Origin of the sequence: Luteirhabdus pelagi (assembly GCF_016827595.1) — a bacterium.
In the GTDB taxonomy this organism is placed as follows: Bacteria; Bacteroidota; Bacteroidia; order Flavobacteriales; family Flavobacteriaceae; genus Luteirhabdus; species Luteirhabdus pelagi.
Window position 1 is genome coordinate 53713 of sequence record NZ_JAECMS010000005.1, and the last position, 22580, is coordinate 76292.

Sequence of the window (22580 nt, forward strand, 5' to 3'; positions counted from 1 at the left end):
CTAATTATTCTCGAAAAACGAGTAAAGGGCTTCTTTGATTCTATTTTTTTCCTCACTTCCAAGGTTAGATCCAGAAGGAAGACATAGCCCTTTATTAAATAATGCCGCTGCCTCCCCATTACCATAGTAATCGTTTGATTCATAGACAGGTTGAAGATGCATTGGCTTCCACAAAGGTCTACTTTCTATATTAAAATCGAGTAGAAAATTACGTAATTTCTCACAATTTAACATTTTCTTATCATCAAATGTTATGCAGCTAAGCCAGTGATTGCTGTAGAAATCGGTTGATGGTTCTTCGAATAATGTAACTTCTTCAACCTTTTCAAAGATTTTTTTATAGAACGTATGATTTGCTCGTCTGGCTGAAACATGATCCTCCAAAACTTCCATTTGTCCTCTTCCTATTCCGGCTACGACATTACTCATCCTATAGTTGTACCCAATCCTACTATGCTGATAGTGCGGGGCATTATCTCTTGCCTGCGTGGCTAAAAAGATGGCTTCAGCCTTAGCTTCTTTAGTACGACAGACCAGCGCTCCGCCACCAGAGGTTGTAATTATTTTATTCCCGTTAAATGATAAAATTGAAAAGTCGCCAAATGTTCCACATTTCCTTCCTTTATATTCCGAGCCTAACGCTTCTGCCGCATCCTCTATTAAAACAATGTCGTATTCCTTACAGATTTGTTCAATCTGGTCGATTTTCGCGGGCATCCCATATAAGTGTACTGCTAGGACAGCCTTAGGCTTTTTACTTTTTTGGATTTCTTTTTCAATAGCTGCCTTGAGATACTCTGGTGACATATTCCATGTTTCTAGCTCGCTATCGATAAAAATAGGCTTCGCACCTAAGTAGGTTATAGGGTTAGCGGATCCACAAAAGGTAAAACTTTGGCACAACACAGTATCACCGGCAGAAACACCAGCCATGTCCAAAGCAATGTGAATAGCTCCCGTACCAGAGGATACACACGCTACCTGGGAATCCCTGCCTAGATAATGTTCCAAATCGTTTTCGAATCCGGTAACATTTGGACCTAACGGAGCAATCCAGTTCTCCTCAAAAGCCTTCGTTACGTATTTTTGTTCGGTTCCTCCCATATGTGGCGAGGACAACCAAATTTTTGATGCCTTCATTAATTAAATTTTATTGGTTTTGCTGGAATGCCTACCGCTGTGCAATTTTCTGGTAAGGATTTGGAAACCACTGCTCCTGCTCCTATAATAGCATTTTTACCGATTTCTAATTGATTAATAACTTTCGCTCCAGTACCGATGTAAACAGCTTCTTTAACCGTTACTTCACCACTAATATTAACCGCTGGCATAAATGAGCAAAAATCTTCAATTACGGTATCGTGACCAATAGTACAGGCCAGATTTACAATTACAAAGTCTCCAATAGCGATGTCGCACGTAATTATTGAGCCTTCACAAATTATACATCCCGTTCCTATAGTTACGTACTTTTTATTCAACGAAACATTTGGATGAATAATATTTGGGAAATGATAGTTCTTTAGTTTTGCTGCTAGTTCACGTTTAATGCTAGGATTTCCTATAGCTAATACCAGTGCACATTTTTTATCATTATTCATTAAATAATCGATGCCTCCCAATACCTCGTGTTCATGGATTTTTGTGTGTTGTTTTATACCATCGTCAACAAAACCTAAGAGATTGTATTTTTTCTTTTCGCTAGAGTATTGATTTATAACATCTATAAGCATTCCAACTTCACGTCCAAAACCTCCTGCCCCTACAATAATTATATCCTCCATATCTTAATTGCTTCCATTGAAGGGTGTAGTAGTAACTTGCCCTTCGGTATTAATCCCTTCTTTTATTATTACTTTTTTGACCGTCTTCAACAAGATTTTTACATCTAAAGCAAACGTTTGATGCATAACATACCATACGTCGAGTTCGAATTTTTTTGTCCAGCTAATCGCATTACGTCCATTAACTTGAGCCCATCCCGTAATCCCTGGTTTCACCAAATGCCTTTTCTTCTGTACCTCATCATACAATGGCAAATATTCTGGTAATAATGGGCGTGGTCCGACAAAACTCATATCTCCCTTCACCACATTTATCAATTGGGGTAGTTCGTCTAAGGAGAGTGCCCTTACAACTTTACCAAAAGATTTTAGCCGTTTTTCATCGGGTAATAGCTTTCCATTCTTGTCTTTCTCATCCGTCATGGTTTTAAATTTGATAATTTTAAATAAGTGCTCGTCCTTACCAGGACGTAATTGGATGAAAAACGGTGTTCCCTTATTTACCAGTGCCAATCCTATAAGAAGCAATATAAAAAGTGGACTGGAAACAACGAGCAAGACGAACGCTGTTGTTATATCGAAAAACGGTTTAATAAAATTAGTATACATCGTTTTACTTCCTTTTTTTATGAGAGGAGTGATTTACCATATGCAACATGATACTATTATATGACTTTTCAATGGTAAAGTTATCGAAAAGCAATTGTCTTGCATTTTCACGATATTTTTCAAATTCCGCATCATTAGCGGACAGTAATTTTCTAGTTTTAGCCATAAAGGAATCTATGTCCCCCGACTTCACCCAAAAGCCACATCGATAATTTTCAATGTATGAACCGATATCCGTATTTTCGTCTGTAGCGGCAATTACAGGCATCTTCATTTCTAGATACGACAGCAATCGAGAGGGAAAGTTTGGAATACTAAAATTAGGATGCAGAAAAATGAGCCCTACATCGCAACTGCCTAATAACCGATCGTAATCCTCTTTTGGCAGGGCAGAGAATAGGGTAGCATTAGAGGGCTTCTTCCGAGAAAACCAAGCCTTTAACTTTAGATATTGTGTTCCCGACCCTACGATAAGAAAGTGAACGGTATCGAATGAGCTCTGTTCAATTACATCCAGGAGGAAATCTAATCCCTGTGGAACGCCCAAGTTACCACCATATACAAAGATTTTTTTGTCGATCGGCAAGTTATACTTTTCAAGGACTGATTCATCTTTTTGAGGCGCTTGCACTATTGGGACAATGGTATTCGGATTAATCTCAATTTTATCCTCTGCTATTTCCGGATTGTGCTTTGTTAAAAATTCTTTGTTTGCTGGCGACATACAGCCAATGGTGTCGGAAAGCGCGTATAGTTTTCGTTCCTTCCGTTTAAAAAACCGATGCAATATACTGCCGTTTCTTATCATCCCCATATCTACCGCATTTTGAGGAAAAATATCCTTCAACAACAAATAGGCATATGCATTGTCTCGTTTTTTCACATATTTTATAACCGCTGAAAATGTTATAGGTGGAGTAGAATAAAGAACCAAATCGAAGGAATCGTTTTTAAGGAACTTCTTTACAGCTTTTAGAAACTGCTGTTCGATTAATAATTGTCCGATTCCCTTTTCCAGCACGCTAGCCTTTTCTACATTCAAGGTGCGCACCCTTACAATAGTTACATTGTCTTCTTTTTTTACAAACGTTTTTTGATTCTCTCGTCGTTGAATCGGTGACATCACAACAACTTCATGGCCCTCATCCCTGAAGGTACGCAACAAGTCTGTGTAGATACCCCTGGAAGACACGTTACTAATACCTGCCATGGTAAGAAACAATACTTTCATAACCGGAATATTTCTTTATTTAGCCCACACAACACGATTCACATAGTCGGTATACGAGAGGATGATACGTACAACCTTATCGGAAACGTTGGGCATACTATAGTCGGCCACTTCTCTGAAAGATCGCTCTGGATTTCGTTTTTGCGTTTTTAAGGTAACCAGTGCTTGTAAGATGCGTTCGGGATCCAGGCCCGTCATCATAACTGAGGCTTCTTCCATCGCTTCTGGGCGTTCATGGGCTTCTCTGATATTTAGGGCCCAGAAATTAAGAATTGAGGATTCTTCCGAAATGGTTCCGCTATCGGATAAGACGGCATATGAGAACAGTTGCAGTGCATTGTAGTCGCTAAAGCCCAATGGCTTCAAAAACTGGATGTTTTCATGAGTGGCAATGCCCTTTTCGTCTAACATTTTTCGTGTTCTAGGATGGGTCGAAACTATAATAGGATATTCGTATTCTTCCGCAATTTGGTTAAGCGAAGCGATGAGCCCTTCAAAATTTTTCGGATTACTGATGTTTTCTTCTCGATGGGCGGACACCACAAAATATCGATTCCTTTTCAGTTCCAGCCTTTCCAATACGTTGCTATTCTCAATCTTTTCACGAAAAGCGGAAAGTACTTCAAACATAGGACTACCAGTCTTAATAACCCGGTCAGGCGAAAGGCCTTCACGCAATAAATATTCGCGTGCAATAGTGCTATAGGTAAGATTTACATCCGCGATGTGATCTACAATTTTTCGATTGGTTTCTTCGGGCACACGCTGGTCGAAACATCTGTTTCCAGCTTCCATATGAAAAATTGGAATCTTTCGTTTCTTCGCTGGAATGGCGCAAAGACAGGAGTTCGTATCGCCTAATACTAAGAATGCATCAGGCTTTTCCTTTTCAAGAATAGGATCTATTTTAATTAAAATATTCCCCACAGTTTCGGTAGCATTCTTGCCAGCCGCTTCGAGAAAATGATCTGGTTTTCTAATACCCATGTCCTCAAAGAAAATTTCATTGAGCTCATAATCATAGTTCTGACCTGTGTGCACGAGTATATGTTCTATGGCTTCGTTGGCATCCAATGCTTTCATTACGCAAGCTAGGCGTATAATTTCGGGGCGTGTACCAACTACTGTGAGAACTTTTAATGTTTTCATAATCAGCAGGTTTGTTTCGGCTGCAAAAGTAACATAATTTAATCTATATCAAGACATAAAAACTAAACCGTTTCGTAATACGTATCTGGATTTTTAGGGTCGAATGGTTCGTTGATCCAAAAAAGCGTAATGAGTTCTGTATCGCCCACATTTTTAATATTATGTGTTACCCAGATAGGCATATCGACATAGGCCGGAGTATCTCCATTAAGCATAAATTCGTACACTTTCTTCGTATTTATTTTTCGAAGTTGAATAATCGCTTGCCCCTTTATGACCGCGAAACGCTCCATTTTTCGGGTGTGGTAATGGTTTCCCCGGGTGATTCCAGGAACAGTAGTTGAATAGGAAGACTGTCCTGGCGTATCGGCTCGCATTATTTCCACAAAGGCTCCCCTATCATCAGAATGTTGGGTGAACTTTCTAGGAAAATAATCCATTGGAATATAACTCCTGAACGTATTGAAAAGCGCCTTTTGAAAAGCATCGGTCAAATCGGGTACCTCTCCATTCTCAAGATAATCGCTTTTGTATTCTTGCAGTAATTTCAATAAGCTTGAAACCTTGATCGCATGTGGAGGTACAATTGTTTCCGTGACAGAAGATTCCTGTTGATCCCCTCTGATGAGTCTAAGGAATTCTTCGCATAATTCGTTTATATAAATCAGGTTGACCGTACCATCTTGATGTATTGCGGGAGTTTCATCGTGTGTAAGCTGATGGCAGAAGGTTGCCACTACCGAATTATAGTAGGGTTTGCCGAAAGGTCCAAATACATTTGGAATAATCATTGAAACAAGCTGGCCTCCAGATTTGTGAGCCCATTCCTGAAACACTTTTCGCCCCTCGCGCTTTGACTTTCCGTAATGATTGTCTCTTTCTTCTTGGGTAGAGGAGGAAAAAATAATCTTGGAAGATGTTTCGGCCGCTTCACAAGCGTGTACAAGTTTCTGAACCAATTCGATATTATTATCGTAGATAACCTGTGGATCGTCATGGCGGTTCATGGCAGCAAGGTGCACGATTACATCACACGAGGCCACAAACTGTTCAAGTGCCTGGTCATCTTGGAAATACGAACGTTCAAACTCAACACGGGTAAATTCATCGGGGAAAAGTCCGAGGTAATTATATAAATGTTGCCCCATAAACCCCGATTGACCCGTAATGCCTACTTTTTTTCTTACTTCCATGCTAAAAACTCTTTGGTTGAAAATTTCAATGTATCGTCTATTTCGCCAAAACCATAATCGGCCATAATCAAGAGCGAGGAATGTTCTTCTTCGGCCTTAAAGCCAGACGCATAACCAGGAGGGATAAACAGTACTTCAGATGCACTAGACTTTAATTGGAAGGACCGAACAGGTCCGGTTGGTGAATCGTCTTTCCCTATAGCAACTAATCGAATTATAAAAGCTCCTCGGGTACAGAAGAACCATCTCGATTCAATTTTATGCCCCATCCAAGCTCGGATGGTTTTTGTGTCATGATGGGTGGTGACATACATCCGCTTAATCGGTGACATGTCGAAGTCGTTTAAAAACTGTAACATTCCCCTTTTATCCTTATGTATACCCCCAGGTATCAGTTTTGGTTGCAAAAGGTTATTGATTTTTTAAATCTTCATTGATGAAGTCTAATTTCAACAATAATTTTTTCATTCCTTCAATATCTAGACGTTCTGTGTTATGAGAGTGATAATCCTCTACTGTACTTATATCCTTTTCCCCTTCTGAAAAATAATTAGCATAGTTTAGATCTCGGTTATCGGCCGGAACCCTATAATAATCGCCTAAATCTTCGGCTTTCATTACCTCTTCCCGGGTAAGGAGCGATTCGTATAACTTTTCACCATGTCGCGTACCAATAATATTAATGGGTGTTTCGCTATTGTATAACGCTTTCACCGCCATAGCTAGCGTTTCTATGGTTGCCGCAGGTGCCTTTTGAACGAACATATCGCCAGGGTTCGCATTCTCGAACGCGAATAATACTAAATCGACAGCATCCTCTAGTGTCATCATAAACCGTGTCATTGTAGGATCGGTAATAGTTAAGGGCAAACCGTTTTTTATCTGCTCAACAAATAAGGGAATGACAGATCCTCTTGAGGCCATAACATTGCCATAACGCGTACCTGAAATTACAGTTTCCCCGGCGTTTCTAGCATTTGCTACCATCACTTTTTCCATCATCGCTTTGGAAATCCCCATGGCATTTATAGGATACACAGCTTTGTCTGTACTCAGTACCACAACGTTCTTGACTTTATGCCGAATTGCGGCCAATAGCACATTTTCTGTCCCTAATACATTGGTTTTTACTGCCTGCAATGGAAAGAATTCGCAAGAAGGGACTTGTTTCAACGCGGCAGCATGAAAGATATAATCGACGCCTCGTACGGCATAATCAACCGATTCCGGATCGCGTACATCGCCGATGTAAAATTTAACTTTGGGATTACCTAAACGCCTTCTTAAATCGTCTTGCTTTTTCTCATCTCTAGAAAATATGCGTATTTCACTAAAATGCTCGGTATCGAGAAACCGGTTTAATACGGCTCCTCCGAAGGATCCCGTGCCACCCGTAATCAATAAGGTCTTATTTCTTAATTTCATTATGCTAGTTTAGGCTTGTTCTACTAATTCTGTAAAGTGCTTTAAGTTTTCTTTTTTAATAGTTGCTTGTGTTTGCCTATAGTATTCCTTCAATCGTATCTGATGTGCTGCATACGTCTTTTCATCATATTTCATTATTTCGTTGATACGCTTCACCCAAAAGTTCTCCTGTAAGGGAAGAACCGTGTTAGGCTCAAAGTCATTGGCATCCTTCCATGGCAATCCAGTGCTTACAACAGTCATCTTATCAACTTCAATTGCTTCGAAGAATACATGACAAAAATTTTCCGATAATGAAGGTATAGCAACCACTTTCATGGGGGCAATTTTTTCTTGAAAATCGTTAGGTGTAAAGGTACCATAGAATTTTACCCTATCGTAGACCCCTAGTTTTTTCGCTAACGATTCACATTTTTTCTTATACCACTGATCTTCAATGTATCCATGTATCTGAAAAGTACATTTATTATCTAAAAGCGGCAAGATACTAATGATAAAATCGATATTTTTTTTCGGGACCACTCTACCAAAAAACCCAATTATTGGCTTTACCACATTTTTTCCCTTGTGAAGGGTATTTTCAATTTCGTTAATCGGGTTTAAAAAAACTATTTGCTTAAAATCCCGGAATATGGGGTACGACCGAGATTGCTCATCGCTGTGCGTGTAATGTATAATGGTTGTATTTCTGGAAATACGCAGCAAGAACCGAAATACGTATAAATACAGTTTCTTTTTAGTTGAAATAGCTCCGTACAACAACTGGCCCCGAGGTGACACTAAAACTTTTTTGTTTTTGAAAAACAACAATACCAATAATGGAAGAAAAGCGAATTGAATACTATACGGTGAATTCAACCAAATAACCTTTGCCTTCTTAAAGTTTTTCCACAATACACGGATGGTTATTCTAGGCACATATTCGGCATGCGTACTCCACTCCCTCTTTTCGAAGGGTTTCTGTCTTATGTTACGGTTCCAGGTAATGACCTTATAAGGAATTTTCCCATGTAAGATAGAACACACACCTTTTATAGATTTAATAGGCCCTCCGGGTTCTACGGCGGGCAAATAATATGGTGCTAAAATGGCAATCAAATTCCTTCCTTTAAACTGCCGCAATGTTACAAATTTTCAAAGAAACCTTTGAGCTAAATCTTCATAAAGTGATTGATAGTTTCTTGACACATGTTCCATTTTAAATTCCTCGTAATTTTCATATCCCTTTTTAATCGACATCCTCACGATTGCCGGATCATAAAGCTTTTCGAACCCCAACGCAATCGATTCAGTATCGAAGGGATCTACTAGGATACAATTTTTCCCAATACTGTTCATAGGAGCAATGTTCGATGTAATAACTGGTAAACCGTACGCTTGGGCCTCGATAATAGGCAGTCCAAACCCTTCCCTTTCCGAAGCGAAAAACAGCACATCGTGGGTTTCGTACAATGATAAAAATGCATCTCTGGACAAATTATTAGCTACCCTTGCGCGCTCCTGTAGTTTGTGTTGCTGGATTAATTTTCGAATCCTTGGGTTATCTGGTTGTACAAAAGTATACTGTACGTTCAGATGTATGGTTGCCATAATCAATCTCTCATAATTTTTTAGAGGTTTTGCTCCAATCTGAAGAATTTTCAGGGTGCGCTCTCTTTTACTTATTCTTGCTTCCCTTACTGGTGGGATATTGGCTATCGGCAAAGGATTATGAACAACCACTATCTTAGTACTAGCTTCCGGAAAATATTTCTCCAGCGATTCCTTCGTAGCATTTGACACACAGATGATGCTATGACTAAACCGAACAGGTAGCCGGTAGAAAAGCCAATCGAAAAAGCGACCTCGAATTCCTCGCATCTCGCGGTAGCGGAAGGTATCATGGACCGTCCAAACCCTGATCATACCCGGAAATGCCATGACCATATAATCGCATCCTCCGGTTATATGAACGATTTTCTTTTGGCTGAAGAATGAGGTAATAAAACAATTTATGAATGTAAGGAAGTCGAATGTTCGTGATAGTTGCAGACGTCCATATCGAAATCTCTCCCCGTTTTCACCTTTAAGAAAAGAGTACAAACCATTGTAAATGTTTTCAATGCTGAAATTCCCTTGATGGCTCTTCCGCAACACAAATAAAACGAATGGAGTGTTCATATTACTTTTTCTTCGATACAAAACTAGTTAACTTCTGTATTCCCATTACCACAATTTCCTTTGTTGAAATCGTTACGGTGGAATATTGATACCGTAGGACAAAAAGAACCGGAATAAATAATAATAACAACAACCAAAGGGGTTTACCATCTTGCTTCATATAAAATAATATTGCCAGCCATAATGTTCCTATCAGATAGCCGAAAAAGACCAATGGGCGTATCGATTGACTTTTAAAATGTTTAAAGGTCCAATATGGTAACCAAAAGGCTGACAAAAAAAGCTCAGAAAAAAACAGACCTGCCAAAATAGAGGACAGTCCTTCTTCCCTAAACATAAATATTACACCCAACATGATTGCTGCCCTAAGAACGGAAGTGGAGAAAATAACCTTTGTTTTTGTAATTCCAACAAAGAAGCTTTCCATAATAAAGCCGTAGTTCCGTACCAAATAGATAATTGCCAATGCACCAAACAGCAGTTCACTGAAAATCAATTTACCGCTGGTCCAAAAAACGAAAAAATCGTCTAGGAAAAATAAACCTATTGTATACATAGGAATTAATATGACTGCCGTAGCGAACCAGTACCCATTAAAGACATCTAAAATCCTTGACCGCTTACCCTTAACCCAAAGGGTAATCATTTCTGGGTTGATGGGGGCTAACAGTAATTCAGACAATTTGCTTCCGAAATTTACAAGGGTTTTAGTAGCACTAAACAGGGGTAGAAAGGTAGTACCTACTATGGCAGATACAAACAGATTGATTCCATCGTTGCTTAAACGGTCCAAAAAAGTACTGGTTGAATAGTAGATGGATGACCTAAAGTTTTGTGCTCCAATACTAAAAGAACCATAGTTCCAAAAAGGATAGTATTCTGGAAGTAACTTCCGCAATTCAATCATAATAATCACAGAATAACAGGTCTTTGAGATAAACCAAATTATAGCCAATTCTATCAAGGAAAACCCTATAGCGGCGGCCGATACCAAAATTACAAACTCTAGAATCTTTTCCATCAAAGCAAACTGAAAGGATTTGTATATAAGACCGAAAGGATTTAATAGTTTCACGATTAAACCACGATAGGAGCCAATTACAAACCGATAGCCAAATAGAATGGCCAGCACTAAAGCGATTACATCTCGATTGATATCGTCGTCGAAAAAGTATCGAAAGAAATCATAGGCATAAAATAGGTAGACCAACCCTATTTGGAGTATGCCGATCACAAAATTAAACCGTATGGCGCCTCCCACCAGCGCTTTGGCCTTGATGATATCCAAATGGATAAGTTGGTTAAATTCGTTTCCGATGAATTTTGCATGGCCCAGTTCCAGTACTTGGATAAGGTTGAAAAAAGAATAAATCGCTATCCATTTTCCATAGACCTGCAAATCCCAAAAATAAAGTAATGCTGGGATAAGAAAGATGGCATACAGTGCTAACACAATTAAGTGCAATGCCTTGTATCCATACGATTTATATAGTTTCTTTAACAATGCTTACTCTTTGCGTTATTTGGCAGCGAAATTTTCTCCGTACCAGTTGCTATATTCGAATTGAAAGATGTTTCGTATCGTTTCACCAAACTCAAGTTGAAGTTTTTCCTTATCCAAAAGATCTTTTCCTTTATATTTCTTTCGAAAATATGAAGGTTTTTTCAACAGCTCAGAGGGTATGGAAAGTCGATTACCAATATCCGAAAAAGCCATGTCCATGTCTTCCATTCTATAAACCTTATCGACCAAGACGGTAGTGCCATCATCCGTATAAAAATGATCCCCCTTTATTTCTTCAATTTTTTTCGAAGCCATATAAGAAGCTATATCCTGAAACCCGCCCTTCCTTTTTTGCCATAAATAATGCGATTTAACCTTATCAATGGGATGACGCTCAAAACAAAATGTGAAATAAGAATCCCATATGCTGGCCCCAACATATTGCTTTATTTCTAGCGCGGGCATATGATTATAATACCTTCGCCTTTTCAGATAACGAACCATCCGCAACCAATCCTTTGCTGTATACTTGCTGAAGGGAATATCATGATTTTGCGCCTCCTTACCCGTTTGATTCCGCCTGAATTGTTCATCATCGTTGCGCAACGGAGAAAGTATGTCCTTAGGCCCACATATCTTACTTAAGGCAATTTCGATAGAGGTGCCAGCTGTCTTTTTGGTTTTAACAAAGATAAATTTATGCCTATGGGAAACAATCATGAAATAGGTGCTAAAATGTTCTTTGAAATAATATCAATAACGGTAATTTCAAATCTCAGAATCTTCGCAATATATCAAATCATTCTGAAAAGGAATACTCCAACAAGTCGATGTCGCGTTCATAAACAGATTGCACAGTTGCTTTGGTTTTGTTTGAATAATAATCTGAATACTTCATATACTGCGTAGCGAAAGGCTGAAGCCGAAGTGCCAACAAGGGATGTCTTAGTAAAAGAGAGACTGTTTTTCTCGACAAAAACTTTTGTGGTTTAGCCGCGTTCTTTCGATCAAGCTCGATGCTTCCCAATTGTAATCTTGTTGCTACCGTGTTGAAATCTTCTTTAAGGTTTTCAACCTTACCGATAAAATCCACTAAGGGCTCGTCGCTATCCGAAAAAACAAAGGAAGTTTGGGGTTTAAAAAACCAATTTTCCCTCTCTATATATCCCGGTAGATACCTATTCACAAAGGTTTCAAAAGAGGTGACACTATGAAACCCCTTGTGCTTGTATAGCGAAACTGTACGTGCCCAAGGATTGCGCACAAACGAAAAGGAAAAATAAGCCTTCCATTCTTCCCATGTGAGATAACCGAAATCTACATAGTTGTGTGCACTTAAATGTGCTAAACGCGGGGGGCCCAGTTCTGGATTTCTATTCCTTTTTAAAAGAAATGTTGCCCCATTTGTTATACGATCGTGACCCAATTCTCCTAGAATAGCATCCTCGATGCTTTGTCCCGCTGTCTTTGGGATATGGACAAATACCGTCTTTAAGCTTTTTACGAGCATTCTAAAAAGTGTAATTAAAACGATTAAGGTCTTCTTCAAAAACCGATTCAATAATCTGTTTTGATCGGTTATTATATATATTCCTATACGCTTGGGATTGGGTTCGTTTTTTCCAGGGTAAGGAGGTCCCTCCAAACTGTTTTTGAACGTTTTCAAAATCTTCGATCAGGTTCTCGAAACGAATTATTCGTATGGTGTACTCTTGCTCTGAATGAAGCCATTTGGTCTGAGGCAGGAACATGATCTCCCGATCCCTGAAGTCTTTGTTCTTTCGTTCAAAAACCTCCACAACCCAATCGTTAAAATCGAGATTTGCGCTTACAATATTTGTTTGATTTGTCTGCTTTCGGTAACGGTAATCTGAAAGCACCTTCCCGAACGGATTTCGAACCGCCGATACTATTATAGTAGTCGTGGGAAGCGGTGCCTTCACCACATCTTCATATAAGGTTTCAAATTGCGCTAAGGTATAATGCTGCTGTGGAACGTTAAGCGCCGAAGCAATTGAAGTACCTGCCGTCCTATTGATGTGGATGAATAACGGTTTTCCGTGGTTCTTAATGGCAAATACATACGCCGTTACTTGTCTTTTTCTCCTCCATGGAAGGTATAAACGTTGATACGGATACCATCTGCTATATATCGCCATATACTTGCTTTATTATAGGTTGGCAATATTCGGTATAGGTTTGTTTCTCGGCCGATGATAGCGTTTTCCAGTCCAATTGTTCGGGGCGAAATGTATCGTTACCAAATAATTGTTTTAATTGTTTGGTGGAAGAAAACCTGGCGCTGCTATTCCTTTTAGGAAGGTTAAAATTTGAGACGTTAGTTATGTCTATGTTCATAAGTGTGAGCAATTCCTTCACTTGTGCATCCTGATTTACCAGCTTTTCAAATTGAAATATAGGAATCCCAGACTGCAAAAGGAAGTTATTCGCCGAGGCATAGTACCAACATAGTTTTTGAAATCGAGACCAATGGGTCCATTTCTCCGAAGCCGGGTCCGAATTTGAGGGAAACTGGTTTAACAATACATCATATTTGGTAAATAATGGTCGCTCAAAAACACTTTCCAGATAGGTTTTTGGATGTCTTATAATCCCAATCTTTTTCCAGCCCATACCCTTCAGCAAATCGTTATCGACAAATCTGAAATATGGATTTACCTCAACATAGTGCGAACCGGCAGCCTTATCCATTTCCGACATCCGTTTAGTCAAACACTCTTTAACCAGTGTTGAATATTGTGGCAACTGCGATATAAAGAGTAATTGCACGTCATTGCGGTGCTTCTCATGATAGCAAACAACCCCTTCTATTGCATTGCAAAAATCGGCGAGGCTTCTTGTGGCCGTTCGACCGGTAGACGTAATTAAAATTTTCTCCACCATAAAACTATGCTAGCATTTTTAGCAAGGTATCGATTTCATTATTAATACGTTTTAAAGAATAGCCGATAGTTCCACTAACGGCTTTGCCAAGGGTATCGCTAATATCGGATACTGAATGCGGGTCGAAAACCAACGAGGGTTCACAGACTTCGAAAGTATAAGGTAAATCGGCTCCCAATACCTTACAGTTGTGCTCTATCCCTTCCACCAACCCTAGGCCAAAGCTTTCGCGTAGCGAGGGATAAATTAAAAATTCGGATCTCGAATATTGATAGGCGAGTTCTTCGCGCGGGATAATCCCTAGATTTTCTATCGGAATGCCGGCAGCCTGTTTCGAAGCAATAAGAGATCTCATAGCTTCAAACTCCTCTCCCACGGTAACGATCAGTTTTCCTTTTTGATGTTCCGCATAAAACGCTTCAAAGCCGTTGATCAGTTTTTCGTGATTTTTATAGGGCGACGCTGTACTTACGTATAGAAAGGTATTCTTTTCCTTTTCGATGGCAGTAGTTGACGGCAATGGAGGATAAAATGGCATGACAATTACGGTGTCGGAAGATAATGATAGAGCCTTTAACAGCTTTTTCTTTACCGAGTTAGACTGGACCAGAAAATGGTCTGTATTCCTCTTGAAAAATTTTAAAAAGGAAATTTTCAGTTTGAACTTCAGCCGTTCTAAGCCGGTAATCGAATCTGGTAAATCTACGTATAGCAATTGGTGGAAATAGGTATACACGGGTATATCGAGACGAATGAGCGGCGGAATGTTTCCAAAGCAAAGTACTTTGGTGAATTTTTCGCCTTCACTTCTGTAAAAATTATAGCGATTTCGAACGCTTGCCTCGATGAACTTTTTCTTAGCATCTGGAATCGTAGAATAGTCGCCTTTGTTCCGATTATCGAAAAGGTAATAGCAGGAAAGCTCGGATTTCTCGAGGCTAGCGACCAAATAGTCTAAAAGGATTTTACCGCCACTGGTGTTGATGTATATCGAGTCTATTAAAATCATTCTTTTTCTACCGATAAGAAATATTTGATATGAGAGTTCTTCCAGAACGGTTCCAAATGTCGTCGATTTATAATACGTCCACTCCTGGAAAAATACTTTTGATAGTTTGTTCCGCTAAAAATATACGGATGGTATTTTTCCGTTATTTCAAGCGCCTGTTTTGGAAAATCCTGATCCTGACCGTAAGGCCATGCAAAGCAGTTGCATGTATAAGTAAGTTTTTCTTCTAGCGTCTTCTTATTCTCTCGAACTTGAACTTCCAATTCATCATCTGTCAAGGCTGCCATATTATAATGGTCGCGAGTATGCGATCCAATCGTATGTCCTCTTTTGTGCAAATCGATTACTTGTTGCCACTCCATTGGGCTTTTCGTATGTATCTTAAGGCGATCATGGAACTCTTTCTGATAGGACGGTGTAGCTTCGATATAATTTGAATTGATGAAGAAAGTGCCTTTGGCGTTATATTGCTCCAGTAAGGGAGCGATAATACTGTGGCATTCTTCAAAACCATCATCAAACGTTAAGGTAATCAATACTTCATCGGTTGGCATAGAACCCTCTTCCAGATAAGATAGTGCCGTTTCCATGGAAATCAAGGTGCCAAATTTTGATAGGTATTTCAGAAAAGTTTCAAATGTTTTTACATCGTTAGGCTGGGGTTTCGACGCCGTAACATAATGGCTGTTAACAATATGAAGTCCTGGCGCAGGCCTTTTCAGGTTACCAAAAATCTCTAAGTAGATATCTCGTAATAGCGTCCTCATTCTTAATAGGTGTGATAGTTGATTGCGGAATAGGAGATATCTTCCATAGTTACGTTTACCGAAGCATCTAAAATTTTATAACATACATTGGTATTATTTGGCACTTTTATAAAAAACGATTGTTTTATAAAGCCTTTGAGACCATAACCATTGGAGATCGGAAAACTTATAATATCTGAGCTGTTCGTAGTCTTGATTTTTTTAAGTAGACGATTGAAGTCTGATTTTGTATGGTTCGGCAGTAGCGCAAAGAGTACCTGAAGTTCATCAACAGTGCCACGTTTACCTTTTCTAGCAACCGCATAATAGCCATCTTCATCTACTATACAGTATTCTGAAACAGGGAAAGCATAAAATCGCCATTTAAGGTACTCGGAAGTAACGATAGGTTGAATATTCGAATGGGCTGTCTGTTCTATGTGTACGATATCCCGGCCGTATAACGTCGAATGGTTCGAAGGATTAGGGCGAAACGGTTTCCGGATGTTTTTGGCTATTTTAATAAGGTTTACTGGTTTCGCAATTTTAACCCAGTATTCTGAGACATTGATCTGTGTCCAGCCCTTTTTTAAGAACCCTGGAAGGCTATTGCTGTTCGGAAAATTCAGCAAAAGTTCAATTCCCCTTTTCTGAACTTCCTCTTCTGCTTTTAGGAGCAAGGTTCCAAATATTCCTTTCCCCTGATGCGATGGTGCCACAAATGTTTCAAACGAAATTGCGCCTTTAAGGGTACTATTGCTTAACGCAAAGTCTTGCCTGCCATAGGCCACACAGCCTACGATTTTCTGCTCATCCTTGGCACAAGCCATTATTGAGGGGCCAAAAGGGTTTGCAAAAAATTTCCATTTAAACCAATCCACCGTTTTTTTTGGCTCCTTGTGGGCTAAAGCACATGTTTCCAGAAAACTGTCAATAAGGTCGAAGTCCTTTTTAATATCGAAGATAAAATATTTCATAAGAAATTGCCTTTTGAAATCGATTCCTTCTTTATTCCAAAGTAGCTACTTAAAACAAAAAAATAAAGCAAAGAAAACCTAAAATTAGTAAGAACAGTACTCGTTATCGTCCAAATTAACAATATCATCACAAATTTTGTCCGTAGGTCTCCTTTGCTAAATAATAGAATGTAGAAGATAAAAATCAGCATTAACCCTACGATCCCAATACTATGGATCATATATCCAATTTCCGAATCAAACTTATTGATACGCTCTCCAAAGTAATACTTGATATTGTCGATGTTGAAAGTGCCAAAATAAATGTCAGTCGGTGATTTTCGGTTAGCATAGTCCAAATATGTTTTCAAAAAATCTATCTTAGTTATTAGGCTACCACTATTAGAATTACCCCTTAATTCGGAGAAATTAAGAATTCTGTTGCTAGTGCCAACAAATAAAAAAAACGGTATTAACAATAATAAGGACGCAACGAGAATAGTTTTTCTATATTTTCTTAAAAAGAACAAGAAATAAAAGAGGGATAACAAGGAAAATATGGAAAATGCCGTTCTACTTCCGGTAAGTACAATACCCAAAAATATGACCCCGCTGGTAAAAAAAATGATTTTCTTCTTTTTATCACCATAGGTAGTATTCAACAACAGCATTGCATACAATAGATTGTAAATGCGGCCTGCTTGGTTTGAATTTCTAAAGATGCCTCCAAATCTTAAGTTGAATATATCTCGAAGTTCGGTTGATACCGCTACGACTTCTGAGCTATTAAAATAATCTTCAGCAGTATAATAAGAATTAATAAAATCGACGATGAAGGTAACTCCGAATATATAGGAAAGTTGAGTAAAAAAAATGAAAACTGATGCTATTAGTAAGGCATTGGTATTTATTCTATTTTTTATAGCTAGTGGAAAAAACACGATAAGTAGCGTGATTGAAACCAACTTGATAACAGATTGAAAATAAAAAGGATAATGAGCCAGCAATGTATACATTGCCACTATCACAATCCACACACAGAATATCAGCTTTATTAATGTTAACTGCTTTATACGGAACGCTCCTTGTTGAAAGGTCGCAATAAACAAGGTCACCATTATGATAATTTGTGCTGTAGTTCCCACTAGATTGTTAGGCAGAAACAGCAACAAGAGAAAAAATATGTTTGTGGTAATATTATTTTTGAAAAAGCTCAGCATAATCTGCGTAAATCTGTTTTTTGTGCTTCAGAATAATTGGTTTCAAATCAATGTCTTTCCTATAATTCCGTATCTTGTCTAAAACCTCATCTACATTGAAATTCTCATCATCCAACAGTATATCTGTTCCCTTTTCTTCAAAAAGATATGTTGCCAATCCTATAACCTTATGGTGCCATGGATAAATCAAAGTAGGGACTTCGTACGACATGGCGAAGATTGACGAATGCATTCTGGAAGCAATGAAAAAAGATAGGTCGCTAAATATTTCTGGCAATTGATCTAAACTCTGAATATTGCAGATTGTATGGCTTACCTTTTTCGAGTCCAGGATTCTAGACATTTCTAAACTTATCGATAGATCTTCCCCGTAAGATGTGTTTATTATCTTTATAGGGAGCTCGAATTGGGCACTCAATTTTTTCAGGTTTTCAGCTACCTTGGTTAATTGAAAATTAGAGCCATCCACAATTGTGGAAAAATTCATAAAGTTAGCTCCTATATATTTTTGATCAGCTTTTTTTTTTGGATACATGTCGGAAACTACAAATGCCGGATCCAATGATACTTTTACCCCACCTTTTATCGTTCCTACTGCCTTCGAGCAATATTCACTAGAAGTAATATCTCTAACATAGAACCCGGATGAGCCATCGATCATGTCTTTCAGTCGCTTTTTATATTCAAACTCGAAAAGTCCGATCCCCACACCATATACATATACCTTCTTACCCAAGCTCTTGGCCAATTTGAAAATCTGATAAGACCTGAAAAATAAATCAGACCCATTGTATTCGGAAAAAATATTGCCTCCACCCAAAATTACCGCCTCCGATTTTTCGATTTGATTTTTAAACGCACGCTTTTCTTTCACAAAAAACAGTAGCTTTTTCGCTGATAGTACTAGATAACTCTTAAGCTTTCCTCGCCTTTTTACCTTATAGAACGGAGTTTCGGCAGTAGTCGTTGAAATTCGGTCCGAAATATTGAAATCCTCATGAAGCAAATCATAGCTTTGTATGGAACCTCCCGTTCTTTCGTTTTCCAAATATTCAATACATTCCGAGATAGCAAAATCTCCCATGTTTATCTTAGATGTTCTAGAGTATTTTATCAATTTCATCTGCTAAATTTTACAAAGATTTTACGTATTTCAAATAGTGCAAATATCATTTGGCCGATATAAAAAATGGCGGGGGCCAAAATGAGGCTAATTATACCAAGATTGAAAATCTTAACAAGTAGGTAGGCAACTGGCACATATAATACAACAATGCAAGCGGAGATAATCGACTGAAGCTTAATATTATCCGTAGCATTTAAGAAGTTTACAAAAACTTTTGATACCACAACAGAAATTACAAATAGCAGAGATGCTAAGTTAATGGTGTTGGAAATACTAAACTCCTTACCTAACCATATTCTATAGGCAAAATCCGAAATAAAGTAAAGAAAAACCAATCCTACAATTAATAACATTCCGAACATTACTTTCTGTTTCAACATCTTCTTAAGTTGCGAAACATTTTTTTTAAGATAGCTTGTGGTTAAAGGGGTCCAAATGGTCTGAAGGAAAATATTTAAAGCTAATAATATGAAGCTGTAATATCTCACCGATATTTGATAATCCGCATTTAAGGATGCCGTAAACCATAGCGCTATAAAAAATGGTGTGGTAGCCTGTAATATTCCAGAGCTCATTTGGATCAAAAAAAAGAACGTGCCATTTTTAAGTATAACCTTAACATATTTCTTGTCGAAGAGCCTAATATTCGGTAAATAGTCAGGTCTTATAAAGCCGAAAAAATGAATGCTAAATCCAATTAAAATCAAAAATGGAATAAAGGAGTAAAGCATTCCTACATACCAAAGATTAACAGGTAAGTTGAACACCTTAAAACAAATTACCCCTACCATTATAAAAAAGTTAATGACCATAGGCATCAAAAAACTCATAGATGCCATTTTAAAGGAATAATAGATTTTACTGATAAGCTTAAGAACCATTTGTATAAGAAAAAAACCAAATACAAATAATGCTAATATGTTATAATTCAATTTATGCGAAGAAAGAATAGTATTCCAATCAAAAAATTGGTGTACTAGTAAGAGAATTCCGTATAAAGCTAATAAGAATAGGAATATCGTTATATACCCCGTTGAAATTATTGCTCTAGCCTGATGGTGTTCTTCGCCAACTAATTTTTTTGTAAGCTCATTACGCAAACCATTTCCTAGCCCACCATCCAAAAAATTTATCCAGCTACAAATAGAAAATATCGTTAGCCAAATACCATAATCATCCTTCCCCAGATACTGAAGTAAGAATGAAATAGTTACAATCGAGAATAATACCCCCAATGCATTGAACAGCATACCAAGTGCCGATTGCCTCACTAAAGGGCTTTTTACGCTTCTGGAGTAAAAATCGCTTAAAAAACCCATTTCTTTATAACTTTATTGGAATTGGAAGTATTGATTATAAGTCGTCTAATAGTAAGGGCTACCTTTACACTACCATTCCTGCCGCTACTGTGTCGTGGGTGGCAGGGTCAATCAAAATAAAACTACCTGTAATTCGATTATCACGATATTCGTCCAACATCAACCGACGGGTGGTACGAATGGTAATTCGAGCAATGTCGTTCATGTTTAGCGAGTTGTCCTCTTCGTCTCTATTATATGTATTGATATCAATTTTGTATAACACGTCCTTAATCATAGCCTGTTGTTCATTGGAAGTATGAAGGATCGTATATTTTGCTCGAGGCTTTGCTGCCGTATTGCCCAACCAACAAACCATTGCACTAAATTCCTGCTCGGCCTTCGGCCTGTTATTCACTTTTACCAACATATCGCCACGCGACACATCGAGATCATCTTTTAAGGTTATGGTAACCGACATTGGAGCATAGGCTTCTTCTAATTCGCCAGAGGCTGTATCGATGCTTTCTATGGTTGAAGTAAAGCCTGATGGCATTACTGCTATTTCATCATTTTTTCTGAAAATTCCACTAGCCACTCGGCCAGCATATCCTCTATAATCGCGATGTTCTTCACTTTGCGGACGAATAACGGTCTGTACTGGAAACCGTGCATCAATTTTATTGATGTCGCTACTAATATGAAGGTTTTCCAAGGTATGTAACAGCGGCGCTCCCTGGTACCAATCCATGTTTTCAGAACGATTCACCACATTATCACCCTTCAAGGCACTGATAGGCAGAAAGCGGATATCCTTTACATATAGTTTCGAAGAAAACTCTTCGAAATCGGCAACGATTTTATCGTACACTTCTTCACTGAAATCAACCAAGTCCATTTTATTGATACATACGATAATATGTGGAATTTGTAATAAGGAAGCGATGAAGGAATGGCGTTTGGTCTGTTCGATCACCCCGTGACGCGCATCAATAAGAATTAAGGCAGCATTGGCAGTTGAAGCTCCCGTTACCATGTTTCTGGTATATTGAATATGTCCCGGTGAATCCGCGATGATGAATTTTCGTTTAGGAGTTGTAAAATAACGGTAGGCCACATCGATTGTAATACCTTGTTCGCGCTCATCCCTTAATCCATCGGTAAATAAGGCAAGGTCGATACCTTCATGTCCTTTTTTCTGGCTTGTTGATGATACCGCTTCCAGCTGATCTTCAAAAATAGCTTTGCTATCATATAGCAACCGCCCGATAAGGGTGCTTTTGCCATCGTCGACACTACCTGCCGTTGAAAATCGCAATAATTGATTATTAGTAATTTCCATACTGCCTTGTCTATTTTTAAAAGTATCCTTGTCGTTTTCTATCCTCCATAGCGGTTTCGCTTCGCTTATCGTCGGTACGGTTGCCACGTTCCGTTTGCTTCATCGCAGAAACTTCCAGAGCTATTTTTGCAACATTGTCTGCCTCAGATTCAATTCCGCCAGTGATGGTAATATCGCCTAAGGTTCTGAATCGAATTTTCTTCTTAACAATTTCCTCGCCTTCTTCCAATTTCAAAAACTCTGAAACCGGAATCCAAGAGTTATTGCGCCAAACGACCTCGCGTTCATGAGCAAAGTAAAGTGAGGGAATTTCAATTTGTTCCCGTTGGATATAGTTCCAAACATCCATTTCGGTCCAATTACTAATGGGAAATGCCCGGAAATGCTCGCCTTCGAAGTGCTTTCCATTCAATATATTCCATAGTTCTGGGCGTTGGTTCTTGGGGTCCCATTGTCCGAAGTCGTCACGATGCGAAAAGAATCGTTCTTTAGCGCGTGATTTCTCTTCATCCCGACGTCCTCCACCAATCGCACAATCTACGTTATTGTCTGCAATGGCATCCAGTAATGTTGTAATTTGCAAGGCGTTTCGGGTTGCATTTTTTCCTTTCTCCTCTGCAACCCTACCCTGATCTATAGATTTCTGAACGGACCCTACAATTAATTGCACACCGAGTTTATCGACTAAATCATCCCTGAAAGCTATGGTTTCTGGAAAATTATGCCCTGTGTCCACGTGCATTAATGGAAAAGGTATTTTAGCAGGGTAAAATGCTTTTTTAGCGAGATGCGTTACGATTATAGAGTCTTTTCCACCGGAAAATAAAATTACTGGATTCTCGAATTGCGACCAAACTTCACGCAATATGTAGATGGCTTCAGACTCCAATTCATCCAAATAGTTCAGATAATACTTACTCATTT

Annotated in this window: 22 protein-coding genes; all 22 read right to left on the minus strand. The window is 38.6% G+C overall.

The annotated features are described in order from the left end of the window. Window positions 1-1140 carry a DegT/DnrJ/EryC1/StrS family aminotransferase gene (locus tag I4Q58_RS12740; RefSeq protein WP_203296278.1) on the minus strand — a complete coding sequence of 380 codons (1140 nt, stop codon included), beginning with the start codon at window positions 1138-1140 and terminating at the stop codon, window positions 1-3. Beyond that, entirely contained in the window at window positions 1140-1784 is a 645-nt protein-coding gene (locus I4Q58_RS12745) for an acetyltransferase (protein ID WP_203296279.1), read from the minus strand. The genes I4Q58_RS12740 and I4Q58_RS12745 overlap by 1 nt, the downstream gene beginning before the upstream one ends. Before the next feature lie 3 nt (window positions 1785-1787). After that, complete coding sequence (locus I4Q58_RS12750; RefSeq protein WP_203296280.1) at window positions 1788-2393, minus strand: sugar transferase; 606 nt, start codon at window positions 2391-2393, stop codon at window positions 1788-1790. A 4-nt stretch (window positions 2394-2397) separates the two neighbouring features. Beyond that, window positions 2398-3624: a glycosyltransferase family 4 protein gene (locus I4Q58_RS12755; RefSeq protein ID WP_203296281.1), complete on the minus strand. Its 1227-nt coding sequence runs from the start codon at window positions 3622-3624 to the stop codon at window positions 2398-2400. Window positions 3625-3639: 15 nt separating this feature from the next. Next, entirely contained in the window at window positions 3640-4773 is a 1134-nt protein-coding gene (gene wecB / locus I4Q58_RS12760; RefSeq protein ID WP_203296282.1) for a non-hydrolyzing UDP-N-acetylglucosamine 2-epimerase, read from the minus strand. A 62-nt stretch (window positions 4774-4835) separates the two neighbouring features. Then, complete coding sequence (locus I4Q58_RS12765) at window positions 4836-5966, minus strand: polysaccharide biosynthesis C-terminal domain-containing protein (protein WP_203296283.1); 1131 nt, start codon at window positions 5964-5966, stop codon at window positions 4836-4838. Beyond that, window positions 5957-6373 carry a WxcM-like domain-containing protein gene (locus I4Q58_RS12770; protein WP_262896180.1) on the minus strand — a complete coding sequence of 139 codons (417 nt, stop codon included), beginning with the start codon at window positions 6371-6373 and terminating at the stop codon, window positions 5957-5959. The genes I4Q58_RS12765 and I4Q58_RS12770 overlap by 10 nt, the downstream gene beginning before the upstream one ends. A gap of 4 nt (window positions 6374-6377) precedes the next feature. Then, complete coding sequence (locus tag I4Q58_RS12775) at window positions 6378-7391, minus strand: polysaccharide biosynthesis protein (protein WP_203296285.1); 1014 nt, start codon at window positions 7389-7391, stop codon at window positions 6378-6380. A gap of 9 nt (window positions 7392-7400) precedes the next feature. Continuing rightward, entirely contained in the window at window positions 7401-8417 is a 1017-nt protein-coding gene (locus I4Q58_RS12780) for a glycosyltransferase (protein WP_203296286.1), read from the minus strand. A gap of 108 nt (window positions 8418-8525) precedes the next feature. Next, entirely contained in the window at window positions 8526-9551 is a 1026-nt protein-coding gene (locus I4Q58_RS12785) for a glycosyltransferase (RefSeq protein WP_203296287.1), read from the minus strand. Window position 9552: 1 nt separating this feature from the next. Further along, window positions 9553-11055, minus strand: a complete 1503-nt coding sequence (locus tag I4Q58_RS12790) for a hypothetical protein (protein ID WP_203296288.1) — start codon at window positions 11053-11055, stop codon at window positions 9553-9555. A 15-nt stretch (window positions 11056-11070) separates the two neighbouring features. Continuing rightward, window positions 11071-11775 (minus strand): sulfotransferase family 2 domain-containing protein, encoded by a 705-nt coding sequence (locus I4Q58_RS12795; RefSeq protein WP_203296289.1) that lies wholly within the window; start codon window positions 11773-11775, stop codon window positions 11071-11073. Between the two features lie 79 nt (window positions 11776-11854). Further along, window positions 11855-12565 carry a sulfotransferase family 2 domain-containing protein gene (locus I4Q58_RS12800; RefSeq protein WP_203296290.1) on the minus strand — a complete coding sequence of 237 codons (711 nt, stop codon included), beginning with the start codon at window positions 12563-12565 and terminating at the stop codon, window positions 11855-11857. 1 nt (window position 12566) lies between these two features. Beyond that, window positions 12567-13214, minus strand: coding sequence for a sulfotransferase family 2 domain-containing protein (locus I4Q58_RS12805; protein ID WP_203296291.1), 648 nt, complete (start codon window positions 13212-13214; stop codon window positions 12567-12569). Continuing rightward, window positions 13201-13959 carry a hypothetical protein gene (locus tag I4Q58_RS12810; RefSeq protein WP_203296292.1) on the minus strand — a complete coding sequence of 253 codons (759 nt, stop codon included), beginning with the start codon at window positions 13957-13959 and terminating at the stop codon, window positions 13201-13203. The genes I4Q58_RS12805 and I4Q58_RS12810 overlap by 14 nt, the downstream gene beginning before the upstream one ends. Before the next feature lie 4 nt (window positions 13960-13963). Further along, window positions 13964-14968 (minus strand): glycosyltransferase, encoded by a 1005-nt coding sequence (locus tag I4Q58_RS12815; RefSeq protein ID WP_203296293.1) that lies wholly within the window; start codon window positions 14966-14968, stop codon window positions 13964-13966. Next, a complete protein-coding gene (locus tag I4Q58_RS12820) occupies window positions 14965-15735 on the minus strand; it encodes a polysaccharide deacetylase family protein (protein ID WP_203296294.1) in 771 nt (256 codons plus the stop codon). Before I4Q58_RS12820 ends, I4Q58_RS12815 begins: the two co-directional genes overlap by 4 nt. A 2-nt stretch (window positions 15736-15737) precedes the next feature. Next, on the minus strand, window positions 15738-16691 hold the full coding sequence (locus tag I4Q58_RS12825; RefSeq protein ID WP_203296295.1) for a GNAT family N-acetyltransferase: 954 nt from the start codon (window positions 16689-16691) through the stop codon (window positions 15738-15740). A gap of 1176 nt (window positions 16692-17867) precedes the next feature. Further along, window positions 17868-19013, minus strand: coding sequence for a polysaccharide pyruvyl transferase family protein (locus I4Q58_RS12830; protein WP_203296296.1), 1146 nt, complete (start codon window positions 19011-19013; stop codon window positions 17868-17870). Next, window positions 19010-20335, minus strand: coding sequence for a lipopolysaccharide biosynthesis protein (locus tag I4Q58_RS12835; protein WP_203296297.1), 1326 nt, complete (start codon window positions 20333-20335; stop codon window positions 19010-19012). Before I4Q58_RS12835 ends, I4Q58_RS12830 begins: the two co-directional genes overlap by 4 nt. A gap of 64 nt (window positions 20336-20399) precedes the next feature. Further along, on the minus strand, window positions 20400-21656 hold the full coding sequence (locus tag I4Q58_RS12840) for a sulfate adenylyltransferase subunit 1 (protein WP_203296298.1): 1257 nt from the start codon (window positions 21654-21656) through the stop codon (window positions 20400-20402). Between the two features lie 16 nt (window positions 21657-21672). After that, the gene (gene cysD / locus I4Q58_RS12845; protein ID WP_203296299.1) at window positions 21673-22578 is read right to left on the minus strand and encodes a sulfate adenylyltransferase subunit CysD; all 906 of its coding nucleotides are present in this window, start codon (window positions 22576-22578) and stop codon (window positions 21673-21675) included. Between the last annotated feature and the right edge of the window lie 2 nt (window positions 22579-22580).

Coding starts and splice junctions, on each gene's coding strand:
- I4Q58_RS12815 (WP_203296293.1), bottom strand. CDS start 14,968: ATGATTTTAATAGACTCGATATACATCAACACCAGTGGCGGTAAAATC.
- I4Q58_RS12825 (WP_203296295.1), bottom strand. CDS start 16,691: ATGAAATATTTTATCTTCGATATTAAAAAGGACTTCGACCTTATTGAC.
- I4Q58_RS12835 (WP_203296297.1), bottom strand. CDS start 20,335: ATGGGTTTTTTAAGCGATTTTTACTCCAGAAGCGTAAAAAGCCCTTTA.
- I4Q58_RS12800 (WP_203296290.1), bottom strand. CDS start 12,565: ATGCTCGTAAAAAGCTTAAAGACGGTATTTGTCCATATCCCAAAGACA.
- I4Q58_RS12750 (WP_203296280.1), bottom strand. CDS start 2,393: ATGTATACTAATTTTATTAAACCGTTTTTCGATATAACAACAGCGTTC.
- I4Q58_RS12745 (WP_203296279.1), bottom strand. CDS start 1,784: ATGGAGGATATAATTATTGTAGGGGCAGGAGGTTTTGGACGTGAAGTT.
- I4Q58_RS12830 (WP_203296296.1), bottom strand. CDS start 19,013: ATGAAATTGATAAAATACTCTAGAACATCTAAGATAAACATGGGAGAT.
- I4Q58_RS12785 (WP_203296287.1), bottom strand. CDS start 9,551: ATGAACACTCCATTCGTTTTATTTGTGTTGCGGAAGAGCCATCAAGGG.
- I4Q58_RS12755 (WP_203296281.1), bottom strand. CDS start 3,624: ATGAAAGTATTGTTTCTTACCATGGCAGGTATTAGTAACGTGTCTTCC.
- I4Q58_RS12805 (WP_203296291.1), bottom strand. CDS start 13,214: ATGGCGATATATAGCAGATGGTATCCGTATCAACGTTTATACCTTCCA.
- I4Q58_RS12740 (WP_203296278.1), bottom strand. CDS start 1,140: ATGAAGGCATCAAAAATTTGGTTGTCCTCGCCACATATGGGAGGAACC.
- I4Q58_RS12810 (WP_203296292.1), bottom strand. CDS start 13,959: ATGGTGGAGAAAATTTTAATTACGTCTACCGGTCGAACGGCCACAAGA.
- I4Q58_RS12765 (WP_203296283.1), bottom strand. CDS start 5,966: ATGGAAGTAAGAAAAAAAGTAGGCATTACGGGTCAATCGGGGTTTATG.
- wecB (WP_203296282.1), bottom strand. CDS start 4,773: ATGAAAACATTAAAAGTTCTCACAGTAGTTGGTACACGCCCCGAAATT.
- I4Q58_RS12840 (WP_203296298.1), bottom strand. CDS start 21,656: ATGGAAATTACTAATAATCAATTATTGCGATTTTCAACGGCAGGTAGT.
- I4Q58_RS12820 (WP_203296294.1), bottom strand. CDS start 15,735: ATGAGGACGCTATTACGAGATATCTACTTAGAGATTTTTGGTAACCTG.
- cysD (WP_203296299.1), bottom strand. CDS start 22,578: ATGAGTAAGTATTATCTGAACTATTTGGATGAATTGGAGTCTGAAGCC.
- I4Q58_RS12795 (WP_203296289.1), bottom strand. CDS start 11,775: ATGATTGTTTCCCATAGGCATAAATTTATCTTTGTTAAAACCAAAAAG.
- I4Q58_RS12775 (WP_203296285.1), bottom strand. CDS start 7,391: ATGAAATTAAGAAATAAGACCTTATTGATTACGGGTGGCACGGGATCC.